14 protein-coding genes are annotated in these 18,869 nt (G+C 66.0%); all 14 read right to left on the minus strand.

Annotated features, from left to right (window positions below; all coding sequences use genetic code 11):
* Position 1: 1 nt before the first annotated feature.
* On the minus strand, positions 2-991 hold the full coding sequence (locus LPW39_RS14795) for a type II secretion system F family protein (RefSeq protein WP_230776496.1): 990 nt from the start codon (positions 989-991) through the stop codon (positions 2-4).
* Between the two features lie 89 nt (positions 992-1,080).
* Entirely contained in the window at positions 1,081-2,061 is a 981-nt protein-coding gene (locus tag LPW39_RS14800) for a type II secretion system F family protein (RefSeq protein WP_230776506.1), read from the minus strand.
* On the minus strand, positions 2,058-3,458 hold the full coding sequence (locus tag LPW39_RS14805; RefSeq protein WP_230776507.1) for a CpaF family protein: 1,401 nt from the start codon (positions 3,456-3,458) through the stop codon (positions 2,058-2,060). Before LPW39_RS14805 ends, LPW39_RS14800 begins: the two co-directional genes overlap by 4 nt.
* Positions 3,459-3,462: 4 nt before the next feature.
* Positions 3,463-4,860, minus strand: coding sequence for a type II and III secretion system protein family protein (locus tag LPW39_RS14810; protein ID WP_230776515.1), 1,398 nt, complete (start codon positions 4,858-4,860; stop codon positions 3,463-3,465).
* A 99-nt stretch (positions 4,861-4,959) separates the two neighbouring features.
* A complete protein-coding gene (gene cpaB, locus LPW39_RS14815) occupies positions 4,960-5,997 on the minus strand; it encodes a Flp pilus assembly protein CpaB (protein WP_230776517.1) in 1,038 nt (345 codons plus the stop codon).
* Between the two features lie 125 nt (positions 5,998-6,122).
* Complete coding sequence (locus LPW39_RS14820) at positions 6,123-6,677, minus strand: A24 family peptidase (RefSeq protein ID WP_230776519.1); 555 nt, start codon at positions 6,675-6,677, stop codon at positions 6,123-6,125.
* Between the two features lie 10 nt (positions 6,678-6,687).
* Positions 6,688-6,867 (minus strand): Flp family type IVb pilin, encoded by a 180-nt coding sequence (locus tag LPW39_RS14825; RefSeq protein WP_230776520.1) that lies wholly within the window; start codon positions 6,865-6,867, stop codon positions 6,688-6,690.
* Positions 6,868-6,948: 81 nt separating this feature from the next.
* Positions 6,949-8,856: a TolC family protein gene (locus LPW39_RS14830; protein WP_230776522.1), complete on the minus strand. Its 1,908-nt coding sequence runs from the start codon at positions 8,854-8,856 to the stop codon at positions 6,949-6,951.
* 3 nt (positions 8,857-8,859) lie between these two features.
* Complete coding sequence (locus LPW39_RS14835; protein WP_230776528.1) at positions 8,860-10,188, minus strand: HlyD family type I secretion periplasmic adaptor subunit; 1,329 nt, start codon at positions 10,186-10,188, stop codon at positions 8,860-8,862.
* Positions 10,185-12,053: a peptidase domain-containing ABC transporter gene (locus LPW39_RS14840; RefSeq protein ID WP_230776539.1), complete on the minus strand. Its 1,869-nt coding sequence runs from the start codon at positions 12,051-12,053 to the stop codon at positions 10,185-10,187. Before LPW39_RS14840 ends, LPW39_RS14835 begins: the two co-directional genes overlap by 4 nt.
* 299 nt (positions 12,054-12,352) lie before the next feature.
* Positions 12,353-12,973, minus strand: a complete 621-nt coding sequence (locus LPW39_RS14845) for a hypothetical protein (RefSeq protein WP_230776541.1) — start codon at positions 12,971-12,973, stop codon at positions 12,353-12,355.
* Between the two features lie 93 nt (positions 12,974-13,066).
* Positions 13,067-13,903: a hypothetical protein gene (locus tag LPW39_RS14850; protein ID WP_230776542.1), complete on the minus strand. Its 837-nt coding sequence runs from the start codon at positions 13,901-13,903 to the stop codon at positions 13,067-13,069.
* Between the two features lie 65 nt (positions 13,904-13,968).
* Positions 13,969-14,487, minus strand: coding sequence for an OmpA family protein (locus LPW39_RS14855; RefSeq protein ID WP_230776544.1), 519 nt, complete (start codon positions 14,485-14,487; stop codon positions 13,969-13,971).
* A gap of 101 nt (positions 14,488-14,588) precedes the next feature.
* Positions 14,589-18,548: a hypothetical protein gene (locus tag LPW39_RS14860; protein WP_230776547.1), complete on the minus strand. Its 3,960-nt coding sequence runs from the start codon at positions 18,546-18,548 to the stop codon at positions 14,589-14,591.
* Positions 18,549-18,869 lie beyond the last annotated feature (321 nt).

An 18,869-nucleotide genomic window follows, 5' to 3' on the forward strand; every position in this document is an offset into this window, starting at 1 on the left:
CTTATCGCCCTCCAATGGATGACAGGGAGCGGATCACCGCCGTAAAGCCGGGCCCTGCGGTGATCACGATCAAGGCAGGGAGCAAGGTCAGCACCATCACGCCCGTCATCTTGACCGTGATGGTGCCGATCTTTTCCTTGAAGTTGGCCTGGCGCTTTTCACGCAGGCGCAGGCTGAACTCGCGCAGCGGCTCCTGCACCGCGCCGCCATGGCGGTCCACCTGCACCAGCAGGTTGACAACGGCACTCATGTCGTCGTCGGCCCCCAGCATGGCCAGTCGCTGCAGCGACTGCTCACGTGTGCGGCCCGAGCTATAGAGCCGGTTGGCCAGTCCCAGCTCGGCGCTCAGCACCCGCAGCACGCTGCCAAATTCCGTCGCCAGAATATGCAGGCTCTGGTCAATGCTCAGGCCCACGCCTTGCAACAGGCGCAGCAGGTCCACAAACAGCGGCAGCTCTTCGACCACCTGCTTGCGGCGGTTGGTGGCTTTGGAGCGCAGAATCCACTTGGGCAGCATCAGGCCCAGACTGAACGCAGCAAAGGCATAGAACATGGCCTTCATGCCCTGCGGCTGCAGCACCAGCAGTACCAGTACCGGCAACAACAGGCACAGTGCCGTACGGCTGGCCACAAAAATGAGTCCGCCTCGGCCTATCTCGATGCCCGCCTGCTCCATCAGTTTGCGGTCCTCCTGGGCAAACAAGGCCTTGGCCAGTCCGGTCTCCAGCCAGGCGGGTGGCTTGAGGCGTTCGAGCACCTGCTGGGCGGCATCCTGGTCGGTCTGAGGCGTGGCCGTGCCCAGCGGTTGCAGGCCCGGCATCGGAAAGGGCTGTATCACTGCCGCTGCCGTTTCGCGCTGGCGCAGCAGTTGAACGACACGCTGCTCAGTGCGTTCAGCGCGGTGCAGACGCAGCAGCAGCCTGCCAGCAAGCACCAGCAGACCCAGCGCAGCCAGCGCCAGGCTGGCGATCCACAGTTGGTCGGCGGTCATGGACGCTCTCCTGCGCTGCAGGCGTGCACTAACACTGATGCACCCCGGTGCTTTTGAAGGCGGAGGTATCGGAACATCTTTAGCCCTCCTTATTTCAGACGTGCCAGCCGGTAAAGCAGGAAGGAGCCAAACACTTCCAGGCCCGCGGCGATAAAGATCATTTTTTGACCAGTACCGTCCTGCCACAGCCGGAGAAAGTAGCCCTGGTTGAGCAGCATGATCAAGCTGCCCACGATGATGGGCAGCAAGGCCAGGATCCAGGCTGACAGGCGCACTTCGGTTGAGAGGGAATGGAGCTCCCGCTCGGCAGACAGGCGGTCACGGATATAGGCAGACACACGTTCTAGCACCTGCTCGACCCGGCCGCCATAGCGCGTGCTCATGCGGAATACGGCGGCTAGCAGACCAAACTCAGGCAATTTCCAGGTGCGCTCCAGCTGGGTCATCGCCTGGCCCAGGTCGGGCGAGACGCTGAGCGAGGCATTGACATGCTGCAACGCGCTGCCCAGCGGCTCGGGCACATTGCCGCTGGCAAACTGGAAGGCGGCATGGGGCGAGTTGCCGATGGAGATCAGGCGCACCATATTGTCCAGAAAGCCAGGCAGCAGCGAGAGCATCTTGGCGCGGCGCTTGCTTACCCGGTGCCAGATGCCAAACCAGGTGAGCAGCGCGTAGACGGCCAGCACCATCAGACCCAGCAAAGCACCTGCTTGCAATGCAACCAGAAACGCCAGAAACAGGCCTAGACCGGCGATCATGACCAGGCCGCGCGGGCTGATGCCCCAGGCACCATAGCCCAGATGGTCATACAGCCATTGCCGTGCCGAAGCCGAAGTGCTGGCTGCGGCGGGGAAGTCCGTCGAAGCGCGCGGATCAGCCACCATGCCAGGCATCGGTGCTGCCGCAACGCTGGCCATCAGGTCGCGCTGGATATCGCGGCTGCGCTGCATATGGCCGGCAATCGATTGCCGTGCCTGCTGCTGGCGCGCACGGGAGAACAGCCACAGCGCCAGGGCCAGCAGCACGCAGGCGAGGGCGGCGATGACCAGGACGGCGGGGTGGATGTTCATCGTTGCGCTCCGCTGCTGCCCGCCTGCTGCTGGGCGCGCCACCAGGCCAGCAATTTGGGGGAATGGGGTGAGATGCCCATGGACACCCATTGGTCCTGCTCCTGGCCGTCGGGTCCGATCTGGGCCTCGTAGCGGTAGAGCTCCTGGGTGGAGATCATGTTGTCCGTCATGCCCGTCACCTCGGTCAGCGATAACAGGCGCCGGCGGCCGTTGGAGAGGCGGCCGATCTGCACGATGAAGTCCACCGCATTGGCAATCTGGCGGCGCAGGCTCACTTCGCTGCCCTGAAAGCCGGCAAAACCGGCCAGCATCTCGGCGCGGTAGAGGCATTCGCGCGGCGAGCTGGCATGGATGGTGCCCATGGAGCCATCGTGGCCGGTGTTCATCGCCTGCAGCAGCTCGAGCACTTCGCCACTGCGCACTTCGCCGACGATGATGCGGTCGGGCCGCATGCGCAGGCTGTTGACCAGCAGGTCGCGGATGCTCACATGGCCCGAGCCATCAAAGCTGCCCGGGCGGCTCTCCAGCCGCACCACATGGCTGTGGTTGAGGGCCAGCTCGGCGGTGTCCTCAATGGTCACGATGCGCTCGTTGCTGGGGATAAAGCTGGCCAACGCATTGAGCAAGGAGGTCTTGCCCGAGCTGGTGCCGCCGCTCACCAGGATGTTGCAACGGGCCTTCACCGCCATCTCCAGAATGCGGCAGATGTCTTCGCTAAAGCTTCCCAGCTGCACCAGGTCCTTGGGCGTGAGCGGGTCCTTGCGGAACTTGCGGATCGAGACCGTGGGGCCGTCGATGGCCAGCGGGCCGATGATCACATTGATACGGCCGCCATCGGGCAGGCGGGCATCGACCATGGGGCTGGATTCATCGAGCCGCCGGCCCAACGGCGCCAGAATGCGCCGCACGATGCGCAGCACATGCTCGTCATCCTTGAAATGCGAGGCCTCGCGCTCGAGCATGCCGCCGCGCGAAACATAAATGTCCCGGTAGCCATTGATGAGGATGTCCTCGACCCTCGGGTCTTCCAGCAGCGGCTGCAGCGGGCCCAGGCCGGTCAGCTCGCGGCTGAGCGCCTCAGCCACCTGCCGGGCCTCTTGCTCATTGACCGGCACCGCATGCAGGCGGATAAAGCTGTCCAGCTCCAGCTTCACAAACTGCGCAATCGCCGCCTGCGACCAGCGGCCAAACTCTGCCCCCAGCTCCTCGATGCGGCTGAGCAAATGCTCATAGGCATGGTTCTTCAGATCGGCGAGCAGCTGGGTATGCTGCAGGCTCTCGCTGGCATCTGCCGGCGCAGGCCGTGCCGGCCCGGGCCTGGGTGTGAGCAGGTCGGCCAGCGAGGGGTTCTCGGGCGAGGGGCCTGCGCCATGGGGGGCGAGAGAATCCTTGTTCATGGCATCAGTACGAAAAGCCGGGCAGAGGAGAGTCGGCATAGGGCGCGCCTACGGCATAGGGCGCCCAGACGCGGCCGGCATTGGGCAGCTCTTGCTGGGCACCGGGCAGCAGTGCCTCCAGGTTGGTGCCCGCAGGCAAGGGCTGCACCAGACGGGGGGTGACGATGATCACCAGCTCGGTCTCTTCCTGCGAGTAGTTGAGGTTCTTGAAGAAGGTGCCCAGGATGGGCAGGTCGCCGAGCAGCGGCACCTTGTTGACGTTGGACAGGGTCGAACGGCTGACCAGCCCACCAATGACAAAGCTCTCGCTATCTGCCAGCTCGACAAAGGTGTCGGCACGGCGGGTGCGCAACGCCGGCACCGAGATGTCGTTGATGGTCACCCCTTGGGTGTAGTCCAAGTCGCTGGCCTCGGGCGCCACCTTGAGGGCGATGCGCTCGTTGGAGAGAATGGTCGGCGTCAGCTGCAGCTTGACACCAAACTCCTTGTACTGGATGGAAATGCTGTTGCTGCCGCCACTGGGTACAGGGATGGGGATTTCGCCACCGGCCAGGAAGCTCGCAGTCTGGCCGCTTTGGGCCACCAGTGTGGGCTTGGCCAGCACACGCGCCAGGCCATTGCCTTCCAGAAAGCCCAGCTGCGCGGTGATGCCCTTGCCGCTGAAGGCGCGTCCAAAGCCGAGCACCAGGTTCATCGCACTGGCGATGGCTGAGGTGCCCCCGTCGGTACCGCTGCCACTACCACTGCCGCCACTCGACGAGCCACTGCTGCTGCCATTGCTGCCGGGGGTGTAGACCCCAAACTGGAAGCCGTGGTCATTGGCACCGCCGCTGTTGAGCTGCACGCCCGCGCGCCGCATGGCCGACTTCTTGAACTCCACCACCTGCACATCGACCTGCACGGTATTGCTGCGCACATTCACCTGGGACAGGTCGGTCAGTGGCGTGCCTTTGGGAGCCATCGCTGCCAACTCGGCCGATGCGCGTGCATGCTCGGGCAAGGATTGCAGGCGGCGTTCCAGCAAGAGACGCGGACCGCTGACCACAACGTTCCAGGTCTGCGGTTCGCCCTGGGTAGGCCAGACCATGAAGGTGGTGCTGCCTGCGGCCTTGGGGGTGAGCAGCAGCTCGGCATGGCGGGCGGGGCGTTGACCGGCTGCCTTGCCGGCGGCGGGCTTGCCGGTCTGGGGCAGTTCGCCCAGCACCTGCACATCCAGCACCGCAGGGTCGCCGATGGCGATGCGTGCAATGGCAATACCGGGCTTGAACAGTTGCTGCTGGCCTTGCACCAGTGCCAGGGGCTGCGCGCTATTGGCAGCGGGCGCCACGGTCTGGGCTTGCACGGCCAAGGCGCTGACCAGCAGGGGCAGCCAGGCGGCGGATGCGAGTGCGGTAGTTCTCATAGTCGTTTCCCTCGTCTGTCTCGTTCTGGTTCCGGGCCTTGCGGGCCCGTGTGCGCCTGTGCTGGCGCGGTCGATCGGGGCTGACAACCCCGGCCGCCATCAATAACGTACGGTCTGCACGCTGGCGCCTTGGTAGACCTCCAGCGAGCGTGGTGGTGCCATGGGTGCAGCGGGGGCTGGCGCCTTGGCCTGCGTGACGGTGGGAGGGCGCCGTGCCGGTTTGCTGTCGGCGCCTGTCGCCAGGTCCTTGAAGCGCAGGCCTGCAAAGGAGCGGTCCATGTCCTGCAGTTGCTCGCCTTTGGCCAGCTTGCCTGCTATGGGCTGCAGCACGGTGGGCAGGGCCGCAAACAGCGCCGGGTCGGGCACGCGGCTGTCGTCGGGGTGGCGCAGCGCCAGACTCAGCTGGCCATATTTCTCGGCCAGGGTGAGGCGCTCCACGTCCTGCAAAGGCACGGCCAGCACGGCGGTGGCAGCACTGCGCGCCGCCTGGGCATCTTGCGTATTGCGCCGCGCCGCATTGGCGCTGCTGCCGTTCTTGGCGGCCTCTTGCTCTTCCTGCTGGCGCTGGGCCTGCGTGAGGGGTGGGTTTTCTACACTGGCTGCGCCATAGGCCAGCACACGGGTGCGTGCCAGCAGCAGCCGGGTCTGGCTGTCCACCTCGGCCGCGTCGGTCTTGCCGTCCAAGGTGAAGAACACATCGACAAAATCGCCGGGCCGCACATGGTGGCCAGCGGCCATGGCCTCGCGGATGCCGACGGACACCGCGCGTTGGCCGGGTTCGACCTGCAATGCCAAACCGCTGATCAGCTGCTGTTCGAACAGTGGTGCATCGGGCGCTAAAGCCATCGTGGTGGTGCGGCCCTCAACCTGATCCACCCTTTTAAAGCTGGAAGCCACAGCCACCGGAAGTTCGACGACCTTGACGTCCTCTTTCTGCAGGCGCTGACCGGCGGTGACAGGTTTGGCGGCGACTACGACGGCAAAGGTGGGCGCAGCTGGGCTGGCTGCAGCGCTGCTTGGCGCCGTGGTCTGCGCCACCGGCCTATTGGCGGTCTGGCGGCCCAACAGCAAGGCGCCCAGGCCCAGGGCCAAGGCCAGTACCAGCAGCAGGCCGGCAAGTATCTTGGTGAGGTTCATGGTCGGAGGCTCCTGGAGGTTGAACGCGGCATATGCTTTGCTGTCGCGGCAGCGCGTGCGGCCCGGGGAGCGACAGCAAAGCACATGGAAGGAGGAGATGGGTAGAGGTGCATGTCAGCAGTCCTTCAACCCTGGAAAGGAACGGAATTGCGCATCATCAGCACGATCGCCACCAGGGCCATATAACCGGCATAGGGGATGCTGCGCTGAGGGGCACGAGGCCGGTCGTTGTCAGGGGCATCTGCACCGGCTGCCAGTACGGGCTGCAGCATGGGCAGCCTGGCCAGCAGCAGCGGACCTTGGGGACTGCGCATCAGGATGCGGCATCCCAATACAAACATGCTGTGCAGACCGGCAAGCAGGCTTGCACCCAGCCAGATGGCCAGCAGGTAGGGGGACAACCCAAACCACAGCCCAGCCACCGCCGCAAACTTGACATCCCCGGCGCCCATCCAGCGGATGGCGTACAGGGGCAGCAGGGCGACAAAGGCCACCGCCATCCCCGCCAGGCCTTGCCAGGCCAGCATGTCGAACGGTTGTGCACCCCCGAACAGTGCTGCCAGCCCTGTAGCCAGGCCTAGCACCACCATCCAGTTGCGCACCTTACGGCTGCGCAGGTCCATGACCGCTATGGCGACAAGCCATAGCAGCAGGATCCAGGTGAAGGCAGTAGTTGCCACTTCAGAACACTCAGGGCGTGCCAGCGGTGGTCAATGAGGTACCAATTTTCTCGAAGACCACTTTCAGCTTGTCACCGATATCGGTCAAGGCGACGAGCAGGCCAACAGCAATCAGCCCTGCAATCAACCCATACTCAATGGCGGTCGCGCCTTCTTCATCGTTCCAGAAGTTCTTGATGATGTTGGTCATGATGCTTTCCATTTACATAGCCCAGCTGAAAAACAGTGGCAGGCGTGGGCAAGCGCCTGTCGCTGTGGAAACCCGTACCTCTTACCAGCGCTGAGTGCGCGGCGCACCGGGGCCTTGCGGCTGGCTGCGCAGCTGCGGGTCCCATCGGTGGTCCAGGCGCAGCGGCAGGTGCTGTGCAGTCAAAACAGGGGGTGAGGTATAAGGTGTGCCGGGCCGGGCAGGGGCTGCGCGGCTGCTGGCCAGTGGCGCGGGGCCAGGGCCGGCAAAGGGGCGCTGCGCAGTGGCAGGCGCAGGGGCATTCGCAGAGCGCTGGGCAAAGAGCTGGTCCAGCCAGTGCTCGGGCAAGTCGCGGGGCAGCAACTGGCCGGTGGTGCGGGTCAGGCGCAATTCATTGATGCGCTGGTCATACATGGCGTCGGCGGCGTCCAGCATCAGGCGCTGTACGTCGAGCTGGGCATCGAGCACCTGCGAGAGGTTGCCCCGGCCCACTTCCAGGAGGCGGCGGTAGCCTTCAAAGGCGGCACTGGCTTCACGCACGGCATCGCGCAGCTGGGTCTCACGGGCGCGGCCCGCTTGCCAGCGGCCCCAGGCCGATGAGGCAGCCTCATGCACCTGGCGCCGCACGGCCTCTTGCTGGGCCTGCTGGGCTTGCAGCTCGCTGATGGCCTTGAGGATGCGGTCGCGCAGCTCAAAGCCATTGCCAAAGTTCCAGTTCAGCTCCACGCCGTAGCGCGTGCCTTCGGTGTAGAGCACGCTCTTGGGGTCGCGGGTGTGCGAGACCACCGCTGCCACCGTGGGCCAGCGCTGGGCCTTGCTGCGGTCCACCTCCGCCTGGGCGCGTTCGATCAGATGGCCGATCTCGCGCAGCTCGGCGCTTTGGTCTTCGGCGGCCAGCAGCGCGGCTTGCTCATTCGTTGGCACCCAGAAGCTGGGCACCTGGGGTTCCGGCAGCCACGTGAGGCTGGGGATGTAGTTGAAGTAACGGGTAAAGCGGGCCTGCGCATCGATGCGCTGGGCTTCCAGGGCGTTTTGCTGGGCCAGTGCGCTGGCGCGGCGGGATGCGGCCTGGCGCAGGTCGTTGCGGCCCACGGCACCCAGCTCGGCGCGGCGCTCCTCCACCCTGGCCAGCTGGCCGATGATCTCGGCCGACTCAGCGGCAATGCGGGCCTTGGTCTGGAAGCGGTGCAGCTCCAGCAAGGCCGACAGTGCATCGAGCAGCACATTCTGGCGCGTGGTGTAGAGGGCGCTGCCCTGCGCCGCTTCCATGGCCTGAGCCGATTCGATGCCGGCACTGATGGCGCCGCCATCGAGCAGGTTCATGCGCACCTCGGCATTCACTGCCGTGTACGAGCTGCGGCGCCCGCCCTGGGGCAGGGCCGCGTTGCCGGCCGAGGTACCAAGTTTGAAGCTAGGCCAGCGTGCGCCTTCTGCCGTGTGGGTGTCGTAGCCCGCCGATTCCACCGCAGCGCGCGCCTTGCGTACATCGGGGTGCTCGCTGAGCATGGTGTAGAGCGCTGCCAGCAACTGCCGCTGGGACGCGTTGCCCGCGAGCGTGCCGGGCATCAGCTTGGGCGCCATCTGCAATAGGGCAGCCGGACCGTTGTAGGCGGGTATGGCGGGGGCAGTGGGTGCCGCTGGCGCAGGTGTTGGGGCAGCAGGCAGTTCTGCCGTGGTAATGGCTTCGGCGCTGCTGGCAAGCTCAGGTGCGGTATCGCTGCTGCCTGCCGCAGGTTCGGCCATCTGCACGCGCAGCGGCATCTCCACCACGGGCGTGGCCTCGGCTTGGCTGCTGTCCTGCGCCGGCACCGTGCCATCGGAAAAGCCTTGCGCCTGCAGATCCGTACTGGCCAAGGCCATGGTGAGCGCGCAGACGATTCCCCACACCGCAGACCCCTGCGGCTCGGCACGGCCTGGGCAAGCCAGGCGAGGCTGGGCCGCCAGGTAGTGGTCTGGCAGACTGCTGGTGGGAAGGGGGGCAAAGAGGCGCATGGCTCAAGGCTCCCGGAAAGCTTCGCTCTGGATATGCAGCACGGGGCGCAGCAGGTACCAGATAAAGGGCTCGCGCCCCAGCAGCAGATCGAGCTCGGCCTGCATGCCGGTGGTGATGCGGTTGTCCTTGCGGCCGACCCAGGGCTGGGCCAGGCTGGCCTGGATGCGGAAATACGAGGGGGCATCGGGCACGTTCGGGTCGTGGTCGGCATCGGCCGACACCAGCGTGACCTTGCCAGGCACAAAGCCATAGCGCAGGTAGTCATAGGCACTGACCTTGGCCTTGGTTTCCTGGCCAGCGCGCACATAGCCCCGGTCGGCCGGGTTCAGGCGCGCTTCGACGATGACCTCGTCCTTGTCGGGCACCACTTCCAGGATCGCCTCGCCGGGCTTGACCACCCAGCCGGCGCCCGAGCTGCGCAGGCCTTTGACCACGCCATCGGTGGGAGCCAGCACGACGGTGCGGCTGCGCTGGTTGCGGGCGCGGGACAGGTCCTCGCTCAGGCTGAGCAGCTCGCGCTCGGTCTGGGCCAGCTCTTCGGAGGCACGGCGGCGGAACGCGCCCTGGGTTTCCAGTATCTTGGCCTGGGCCTGCTCGACCTTGGCGCAGTTGCTAACCAGGCTTTGCACGGCGGCCGCCAGATCGGTGCGCACCAGGGTCAGCGCGCGCTGCTTGTCCAGCACTTCAAGCTGGCCAATCAGTTGCTCGGCCGCCAGTTGCTGGGCAATGCCGGCCTCTTGCTCGTGCAGGGCCAGGCTGCTGCGCAGGCCGTCAATACGGGCCTGGCTTTGGGCCACATCGCCCCGGGCCTGTAGCAGCATGGCCTGGCTGGATGCGAGGCTGCCCTGGTATTCCAGCGCACGGGAGGTGAAGGCACCCATCTCGGCGCGCACAATCTTGCTCTCCAGCTCCTTGGGGAAATCCGTGGCCTTGAGCGCCAGGCCCTGGCTTTCGGCTGTCAGGCGCGTGCGGCTGGCCTGCGCGCTGGCGCTGCGGGCCGTCAGTTGCTCCAGGTTCAGGCTGCTGCCGCCCAGGTCAATCTCCAGCAGCGGCTCGCCCTTGTGCACTTCCTGGCCTTCCTTGATATGCACGGTGGTGACGATGCCGCCTTCCAGATGCTGCACGGTCTGCACGCGGTCCGATGGAATCACCTGGCCGGTGGCAACCACGACGTTCTCTACCGGGTAGAACAGGCCGACCAGCACCAGCACGCCCAGGGCCGCCAGCGCGATGCGGCGCTGGTTGCGGCCGGGTGCGGGTGTGCCGGAATCGGGGGCTCGCTCCAGGTTTTGCAGCACCTGGGGCAGATCGTGGAGGGAGCGGGCCGTCATGATGCCAACTCCTGGGCTTGCGCGGGGCCGGATGGGGCCGATGGCTTGGCGGCAGCGCTGCGCGATGCGGTGGCCTCATTGGCCGCCGCTGGCTTGTGGCTGACGCCAAAGAGCAGCGGCAGCATGTGCTCGGGTTGGCCCTGGTCAACCTGGCCATCGCCGCGCACATGGTAGATATGCTGGGCGAGCGATGCCACGCGCAGCGAATGGGTGACGATGATGACGGTGTGTTTGGTCGCAATCTGGCGCAGCGTCTGCAGCAGCGCGGTTTCGCTCTCGAAATCCAGGTCGTTGCTGGGCTCGTCCAGGATCAGCACCGAGGGGTTGCGCAGGAACAGCTGGGCCAGGCCAAGCTTGCGCAGCTCGCCAGCGGACAGGCCCGCGCCGCCTTCGCCCAGTATGGTCTGGTAGCCCTGGGGCAGGCGGCTGATGAAGCCGTGTGCACCGGACAACTGGCAGGCCGCCAAGATCTGGCCGTCATCGGCATCGGGGCTGACCATGCGCAGGATATCGACGATGGGGCCGCTGAACCAGTAGGTCTGCTGCGCCAGGCAGCCGACCCAGCGGCCCAGGTCATTGCGCGGGAACTGCGCCATGTCGTATTCGTCGATCGAGATGGTGCCCTGTGTGGGCTGGTAAAGACCGGCGAGCAGCTTGGCCAGCGTGGATTTGCCGGCACCATTGCGGCCCAGGATTGCATGGATACCGCCGGGGCCTATCTGCAGCGACACGTTGTCCAGCGCCAGATGGCCTGATGGGTACTGGAAGCTGGCCTGCTCCAGGCGGAACACGCCGCGTGGCCGGGGCAGCGCAATGCGTTGGCTTTCGGGCTCCAGCGGCTCTTCCAGCGCTTCTTGCAGACGCACGGTGGCCTCATTGGCACGGGCCAGCGAGCGCCAGTTGCTGGCCAGCTGGGCGATCGGGCCCAGGGCCTTGCCCGACAGCAGGTTCACGGCCATCAGGCTGCCGATGCTCATCCACTGCGCATTGATGGCCAGCGCACCCACGGTGATGACGGCGACCGAGAACAAGGTCAGCAGCACATGGCTGGTTTCCTTGGCGTTTTCCATTTCGCCGTTCTTGTCGAAGCTCTCGGCCAGCCAACGGTCATAGCCAGACTGCCAGGCCTGCTGGGCTGCTGCGTCATAGCCCAGCACCTTGAGGGTGCCGCGTGCATTGCAGATCTCGGCCGTGCCACGGTCCAGCTGGCGTGCCTGCTCGACTTCTTCGACCCGGCCACTGCGCACCTCGTCGGCCCACCACCAGGCCAGAACGCCCAGCACAATCATGGCCACCACGATCACCGGCAGCACTGGCCAGGCGATGATGCCGATCACGATCAGCGCGAGCAGGGCCATCGGCAGATCCAGCACCGAGGAGGCCACGCCGCCCGAGATGCAGGAGCGCATCGCGCCGACATCGCGAAACAGCTGCAACCATTGCGTGGCCGAGCGCTGCTCCAAGGTGAGCAGCGGGTGGCCCAGCATGGAGCGCATCAGGCTTTGCGAGACTTCGCGGTCAATCGTGGCGCCGGCTTCGCGCAGCGCACGGGCACGCTTGCGGCGCAGGTACAGCTCCAGCGCCAGCATGCACAGCACGCCGGCCACCATGGCGGTGAGGGTGGCGGTGCCGCCACGCGAGATGACACGGTTATAGACCTGCAGCAGGAAGATGGACGGCAGAAGGCCCAGCAGACTGATGGGCAACGACAGCCAGACGGCCTGGTGCAAGTGGCCTTTGGCATGGGCGAATGCGGTCGCCATCGCAGAGGCAAACGGGCTGGCCGTCGCCGCTTCGGCCTCCTGGGCCTGCGCCGTGGCTTCGGTGCGTGACACCAAGGCGCGGGGTAGCAGGTACTCGATCATGTTGGTCTCTCCCAATTCCTCTCAGCGATCCGCTTTTGCGCTGCACAAATATGCAAATTCGTTATTGGTTTTTCTTATTAACTCGGAAACTCGACTGCGGTTTAAACCGCCATTTGCAGTAATTTACTTTGATTTTTATCAAACATATCCCGGATGGGTGCCGGTAAGAAATTGTATTTTTTTATGACAAATAACTTCCGCCCAGATACTAAATATAGGGTTTATATAAATATTGCAGGAACGATTGTTTTAAAGATTTTTTCTATGTAAATGTTCAACAAATTAAAGGTATTTGCTAATCAAAAATTGATTAATTGCGGGACAGCGATGTGGTGGATCCACTGGTAACTGCGCCAACTGCTGGCCTGCAAGGGATCGGCGTAGCTAAAGGGCTCGATAAACACGGCCTGCTCGCGGTTGTCGGGTGGAACGAACATCGCAGCTTCCGGGTGGATGTGCTGCGGCAGGCTGGCGCGCAAGGGCTGGCGCAGGGCCGCCAGCCAACTGCAGCTTTGCAAATGCTGGCGGGCACGGGCCAGCCCCGGCTGCAAGGCCAGCTCGGCCACTGCGATGACGGACCAATCGGGTTGGGGCGCAGAGGCCCCCCCATGGGCCAGCAGGTGCCACTGCAGCCAGTGCCGGGTCAGGGTTTCAAGCGCAGTCATTTCGGGTGTTGCGGTGCGGGCTTCACTGGCAAGGCTGTCGCTGGACTTGGCAGCGCTTGCACCGGTCAGCGCGGTGAGTCCTGTCGATGCAACCCCGTCGGCAGCCAGGCAATCGCCATAAGCCGCCAGTGCCACCAGGCGCCAGGCAGGTGCCAGTGCGGCCGGTTTGGGTGTGGGCAAGGGCGGCTGCAGGTCGCTGTGCGCGGGCTGTTCCTTGGGGCCGATGCGCTGGGCCAGCTGGGCCATCACTGGCATCACGCTGTCCAGCGCGTCGGAGCGCTGGGCCTGCGCATAGCGGGCCAGTACCAGCAGGCACAGCGCATGGTTCAGTTTCTGCGCTGGTTCTGCCTAGTGGCGCTGGACTTGCTGGCACAGCTGCAGCGCAGCGCGACCCAGCAGCTGGGACAGGCCGCGCTGTTGGGGCAGGGCATCGCCTGGCTGCTGCTGGTAGTGCTGCTGCACCAGCAGCAGCGCATAGAGCCGCGCGCAAAAGGCTTCCAGGCGCTCGTTGCTCCAGGGGCTGAGCGCGGGTTCGGGCACAGCCAGGGACTGCAGCATGGCGATACTGGCATCGCCCAAAGGAAGGGGCAGAGGCAGCGGCAGCGGCAGCGCAGGCGCAGTGCTGGGTACCGGGGCCGGGTCCATACGCGGCAGCTGTGTCAGGCTGCCTTCGCTGTTCACAAACAGGCCTTGCAGATGCAGCAGCCAATGGGCGCGGGGCAGGCTGTCGGGCGGCTCGGCCATGCCGGGCAGCCATGCGCTGGGAGCCGGTGCTGCCGATGACCAGCGCTGGGGCGGCACCAGTTGCACCTGCTCCAGGCTCTCGTCGGCCAGTGCCCAGGCGGATACGGGGGGCCGCTGGTTGGATGCTGGCGCACTGCCTGGCAGCGCACTGATGTGCGAGGGCCAGTCAATGCGCAGCTCCAGACAATCCAAGTTGCGGCTCCAGGCCCATTGCCGCACCTGGGTGGTGCCGGCACGCCAGGCCGCATCCAGGGTGGCACGGCGCACATAGAAGGTGGCCACGGGCTCACCCGGGGTGGCCACGCTCAGCAGCAAGATGCAATCGCCAAAGGGCTCGGGCAGGGGGCTGGTGCGGGTCTTCAGATAGTCCAGGCCCAGGCCCAGTTGCTGGACCAGGCTGGGCTGTTTGCTCCAGCGGTGGGGTGCTTGGTGCGCCAACACGCGTCCTCCAGGGGCTGAGACAAGGGAAGGGGCATGGCGCTGCTATGCGCCATGCAGCGCGGCGCTTAGCGGTACTCGAACTCGACCCGGCGGTTGCGCTGGTGTGCCTCTTCGCTGGTGCCGCTATCGGCCAGGCGCTCCTTGCCATAGCTCACCGCCTCGACACGGGCGGGGTCGACCCCCAGGGTCTGCAGGCTGCTGCGCACCGACTCTGCGCGTTTCTGGCCCAGGGCCAGGTTGTATTCGATGCCGCCGCGTGCATCGGTATGGCCTTGCAGGATCAGCGATTGGCCGGGGTGGCTGCGCATCCAGCGCGCATGGCTTTCCAGAATCGGGCGATCGGCCGGGCGCACGGTGTAGGAATCAAAGTCGAAATACACGATATGGGCGGTATCAGCCGGGCCTTTTTTGCCGGGCTGTGCGGTGGCCACGACGGGTGCCACGCCCGATTGGGCTGGCGCCGGTGCCGGCTTGGACACTGCATAAATATGCTCCTCGCGTTTGGAGGTGGTGGAGTTGGTGCCGCAAGCGGTCAGGCTCAGGGCCAGCACGGCGGCGATGGAGAGAGGTAGATGTTTGAACATGGCAATCCTTGATGGGGCCCCGCGCTTGCCTGTTGCCAGGCAAGCGCTGCAGACCCATGGGATGGAAGCGGGTCAGTGATGAGCGCAAAGCGCGCTGTGCATCAGGCCAGCTGGTGGTGCAGCAGGTCCTGCGGCAGCACGTTGTGTGCATCGCCGCTGGCCACGCTGCTGATCGCGGTAGCGACCGGTTGCAGCGCGCTGCTGTCGTTGCTGGCGGCCAGGTGCGGCGTTGCCGTGCCGCCCAGCAAGCCACCCAGCACACCACTGCCGCCCAGCAGACCGCCGACGACACCGTGCTCACCGGTGATGCCCGAGAGCAGGCCGGTGTTGCCACCCAGCAGACCGCCGACCAGGCCACCGTTGCCGGTCAGACCGCTCAGCAGACCGCCGGTTGAGCCAGTGGAGCCCAGCACGCTGCCCAGCACACCCTGGTCGCCCAACAGGCCGCTGACGACTCCGCCCAGACCCGCCGTGCCGCCCGAAGTGGCACCTCCCAGACCTGCGACCACATCGTGCACGGTCGAGATCACCGGCTCCAGCGCCTGGCCCGTTTCCTGGGTCAGGCCATTGACCGCCGTGGTCACCACGCCCAGTGGGCCGCTGCTGGTGCTGGTCAGGTTCTCGACCACGCTGGTGACCGGTGCCAGAACGCCACTTTGCGGATCCAGCAAGGTATCGACCACCGCATTGACCGGTGCGGCCACCGTGCCGCCGACCAGGTCGCCCACGACGTTTTGCGCCGTGGTCACCACACCGCTGCCATCGGCGCCGCCGGTGCCCGAGCCCAGCAAGCCGCCCAACAGGCCGCCGTCACCGGTCAGGCCACCGAGCAGACCGCCATTGCCGCCGTCGAGGCCGCCGAGCAGGCCACCATTACCACCCAGCACGCCGCCGAGCAAACCGCCTTCACCGGTCAAACCACCCAGCAAGCCGCCGACTGCGCCACCCGATGTACCGCCGCTCAGACCCGCGACCACATCGTGCACGGCAGAGACCACCGGCTCCAGTGCCTGGCCTGGCACCTGGGTGAGGCCGTTGACCGCCGAGGTCACCACGCCCAGTGGGCCGCTGCCGGTATGGGTCAGGCCTTCAACCAGGCTGGTCACCGGTGCCAGGACGCCGTTTTGCGGATCCAGCAGGGTATCGACCACCGCGTTGACTGGCGCTGCCACCGTGCCACCGACGAGGTCGCCGACCAGGTTTTGTGCCGAGGTGACCACGCCGCTGCCATCGGCACCACCGGAGCCATTGCCCAGCAAGCCGCCCAGCAGGCCACCGTCACCGGTCAAACCGCCGAGCAGACCGCCTTCGCCGGTCAGGCCGCCCAGCAGGCCGTCATTGCCACCGACAACACCGCCGAGCAGCCCGCCGTCACCGGTCAGGCCACCGAGCAGACCGCCTTCGCCGGTCAGGCCGCCCAGCAGGCCGCCATTGCCGCCGACGACACCGCCGAGCAGGCCGCCGTCACCGGTCAGGCCACCGAGCAGACCGCCTTCGCCGGTCAGGCCGCCCAATAGGCCGCCATTGCCGCCGACGACACCGCCCAGCAGACCACCTTCACCGGTCAAACCACCGAGCAGACCGCCTTCGCCGGTCAGGCCGCCCAGCAGGCCGCCATTGCCGCCGACAACACCGCCAAGCAGGCCGCCGTCACCGGTCAAGCCACCGAGCAGACCGCCTTCACCGGTCAGGCCACCCAGCAGGCCGCCGTCGCCGGTGAGGCCGCCGCTCAGGCCCGCGACCACATCGTGCACGGCAGAGACCACTGGCTCCAGCGCCTGTCCGGGCACTTGGGTAAGGCCGTTGACGGCGGAGGTAACAGTGCCCAGCGGGCCGCTGCCGGTATGGGTCAGACTTTCAACCACGCTGGTCACAGGGGCCAGCACGCCGCTTTGTGGATTGAGCAGGGTATCGACCACCGCATTGACCGGGGCGGCGGCCGTGCCACCAACCAGGTCGCCCACCAGGTTTTGTGCCGTGGTCACCACGCCGCTGCCATCGCTGCCACCAGAGCCGGCGCCCAGCAAACCGCCAAGCAGGCCACCTTCACCGGTCAGGCCGCCCAGGAGGCCGCCATTGCCGCCGACGACGCCGCCGAGAAGGCCGCCTTCGCCCGTCAGGCCACCCAGCAGACCACCTTCTCCGGTCAAACCGCCGAGCAGACCGCCTTCACCGGTCAGGCCACCCAACAGGCCGCCATTGCCGCCCGTCAGCCCGCCCAGCACGCCGCCGACCACGGTGCCAATCAGGCCGCCACCCAGGCCGCCGCCAGCACCACCGTCACCGATGCTGCTCAGGCCGGCAATCAGCTCGTTCAGGGTACCGATCACAGGCTGTAGACCTTGGCCTTCGACCTGGGTCAGGCCGCTGACCAACTCGGTCAGCACGCCCAGCGGGCCGCCTTCGACCGAGGTCAGGCCTTCCAGCACGGAGGTGACCGTGGCGAGGGTGCCGGTACCAGGGTTGAGCAGGCTATCGAGCAACTGGCCTACAGGTTCAGCAACGGTGCCGCCCAGCAGGTTGTCGACGACATCCTGGGCTGTGGTGATCAAGCCACCGTCGGTGGCACCGCCACCCGGCACCAAACCGCCCAGCACGCCGCCGACGATGGTTCCGATCAGACCACCGCCCAGGCCGCCGCCCAAACCTCCTTCACCAAGGCTGCCCAGTCCGGCAATCAGCTCGTTCAGGGTGCCGATCACAGGCTGCAGGGCTTGGCCTTCGACCTGGGTCAGGCCGCTGACCAATTCGGTCAGCACGCCCAGCGGGCCGCCTTCGACCGAGGTCAGGCCTTCCAGCACGGAGGTGACCGTAGCGAGGGTGCCGCTGCCCGGGTTGAGCAGGCTGTCGAGCAACTGGCCCACCGGCTCAGCCACCGTGCCGCCCAGCAGGCCATCGACGACATCCTGCACTGTGGTGACGATGCCGCCATCGGTGGCGCCGCCACCAGGCACCAGGCCGCCCAGCACACCGCCGACGATGGTGCCGATGATGCCGCCGCCCAGGCCGCCTTCACCCACATTGCCCAAGCCGGCAATCAGCTCGTTCAAGGTGCCGATGACGGGCTGTAGCGCCTGGCCTTCGACCTGGGTCAGGCCATTGACCAGCTCGGTCAATACGCCCAGAGGGCCGCCGTTCACCGAGGTCAGGCCTTCGAGCACCGAGGTCACGGTCGAGAGGGTGCCCGTGCCGGGGTTGAGCAGGCTGTCGAGCAGCTGGCCCACAGGCTCGGCCACCGTGCCGCCCAGCAAACCGTCCAGCACGTCTTGGACGCTGGTGACCACGCCACCGTCGGTGGCGCCACCGCCGGGTACCAGGCCGCCCAGAATGCCCTCAACGATGGAGCCGATGATGCCCCCGCCCAGCCCACCTTCACCCACATTGCCCAAGCCTGCAATCAGCTCGTTCAAGGTACCAATCAGCGGTTGCAGTGCCTGGCCGTCCACTTGGGTGAGGCCATTGACCAACTCGGTCAGCACACCCAGCGGGCCGCCTTCCACACTGGTCAGGCCTTCGAGCAGACCAGTTACCGTTGCCAGGGTGCCATCGGTGGGGTGCAGCAGGCTGTCGATCAGCTGACCCACGGGTTCGGCCACCGTGCCACCCAGCAAACCGTCCACCACATCCTGCACTGTGGTCACGATGCCAGGGCCCTCGGTACCGCCAGGAGGCGTGCCGGACCCTCCGCCCAGCAAGCCGCCGAGCAGACCACCGACACCTGCGAGCAACTCGCCCAGCGGGCTGTTCTCACCCAGCAGGCCGCCCAGCACCTGGTTCACCAGACCGGGGATGCCTTCGGTGGAGGTGGGATCGCCTAGACCGGCGATCAGCTGGTTGAGCGTGGCCACCAGCGGCTCCAGCCCTTGGTCCTGGATATTGACCAGGCCATCGACCAGCTCAGTCAGCACACCCAGAGGGCCGCCGTTGGTGTTGGTCAACTGCTCCAGCACGCTGGTCACCACCGCCAGTGTTCCCGTCGATGGGTTAATCAGCGAGTTCACCAGATCCGTCACCGGTGCGACCAAGGTGCCGCCACCCAGCGCGCCCAGTACGTCCTCCACCGAGGTGATCAGACCATGGCCATCCGTGGGATCGGTGGGGTTGGTCGGATCCGTAGGATTGGTCGGGTTGGTCGGATTGGTGGGATCCGTGGGGTTGGTGGGATTGGTCGGGTTCGTGGGGTCCGTTGGATTAGTCGGATTGGTAGGGTTGGTCGGGTCCGTGGGGTTGGTCGGATTGGTGGGGTTCGTAGGGTTGGTTGGATTGGTTGGATCCGTAGGATTGGTCGGGTTCGTCGGATTCGTTGGATCCGTAGGGTTGGTTGGGTTGGTCGGATTCGTAGGATTCGTCGGATTGGTAGGGTCCGTCGGATTCGTTGGGTT

Source organism: Comamonas koreensis (genome assembly GCF_021026195.1).
Lineage (GTDB): Bacteria > Pseudomonadota > Gammaproteobacteria > Burkholderiales > Burkholderiaceae_C > Comamonas > Comamonas koreensis.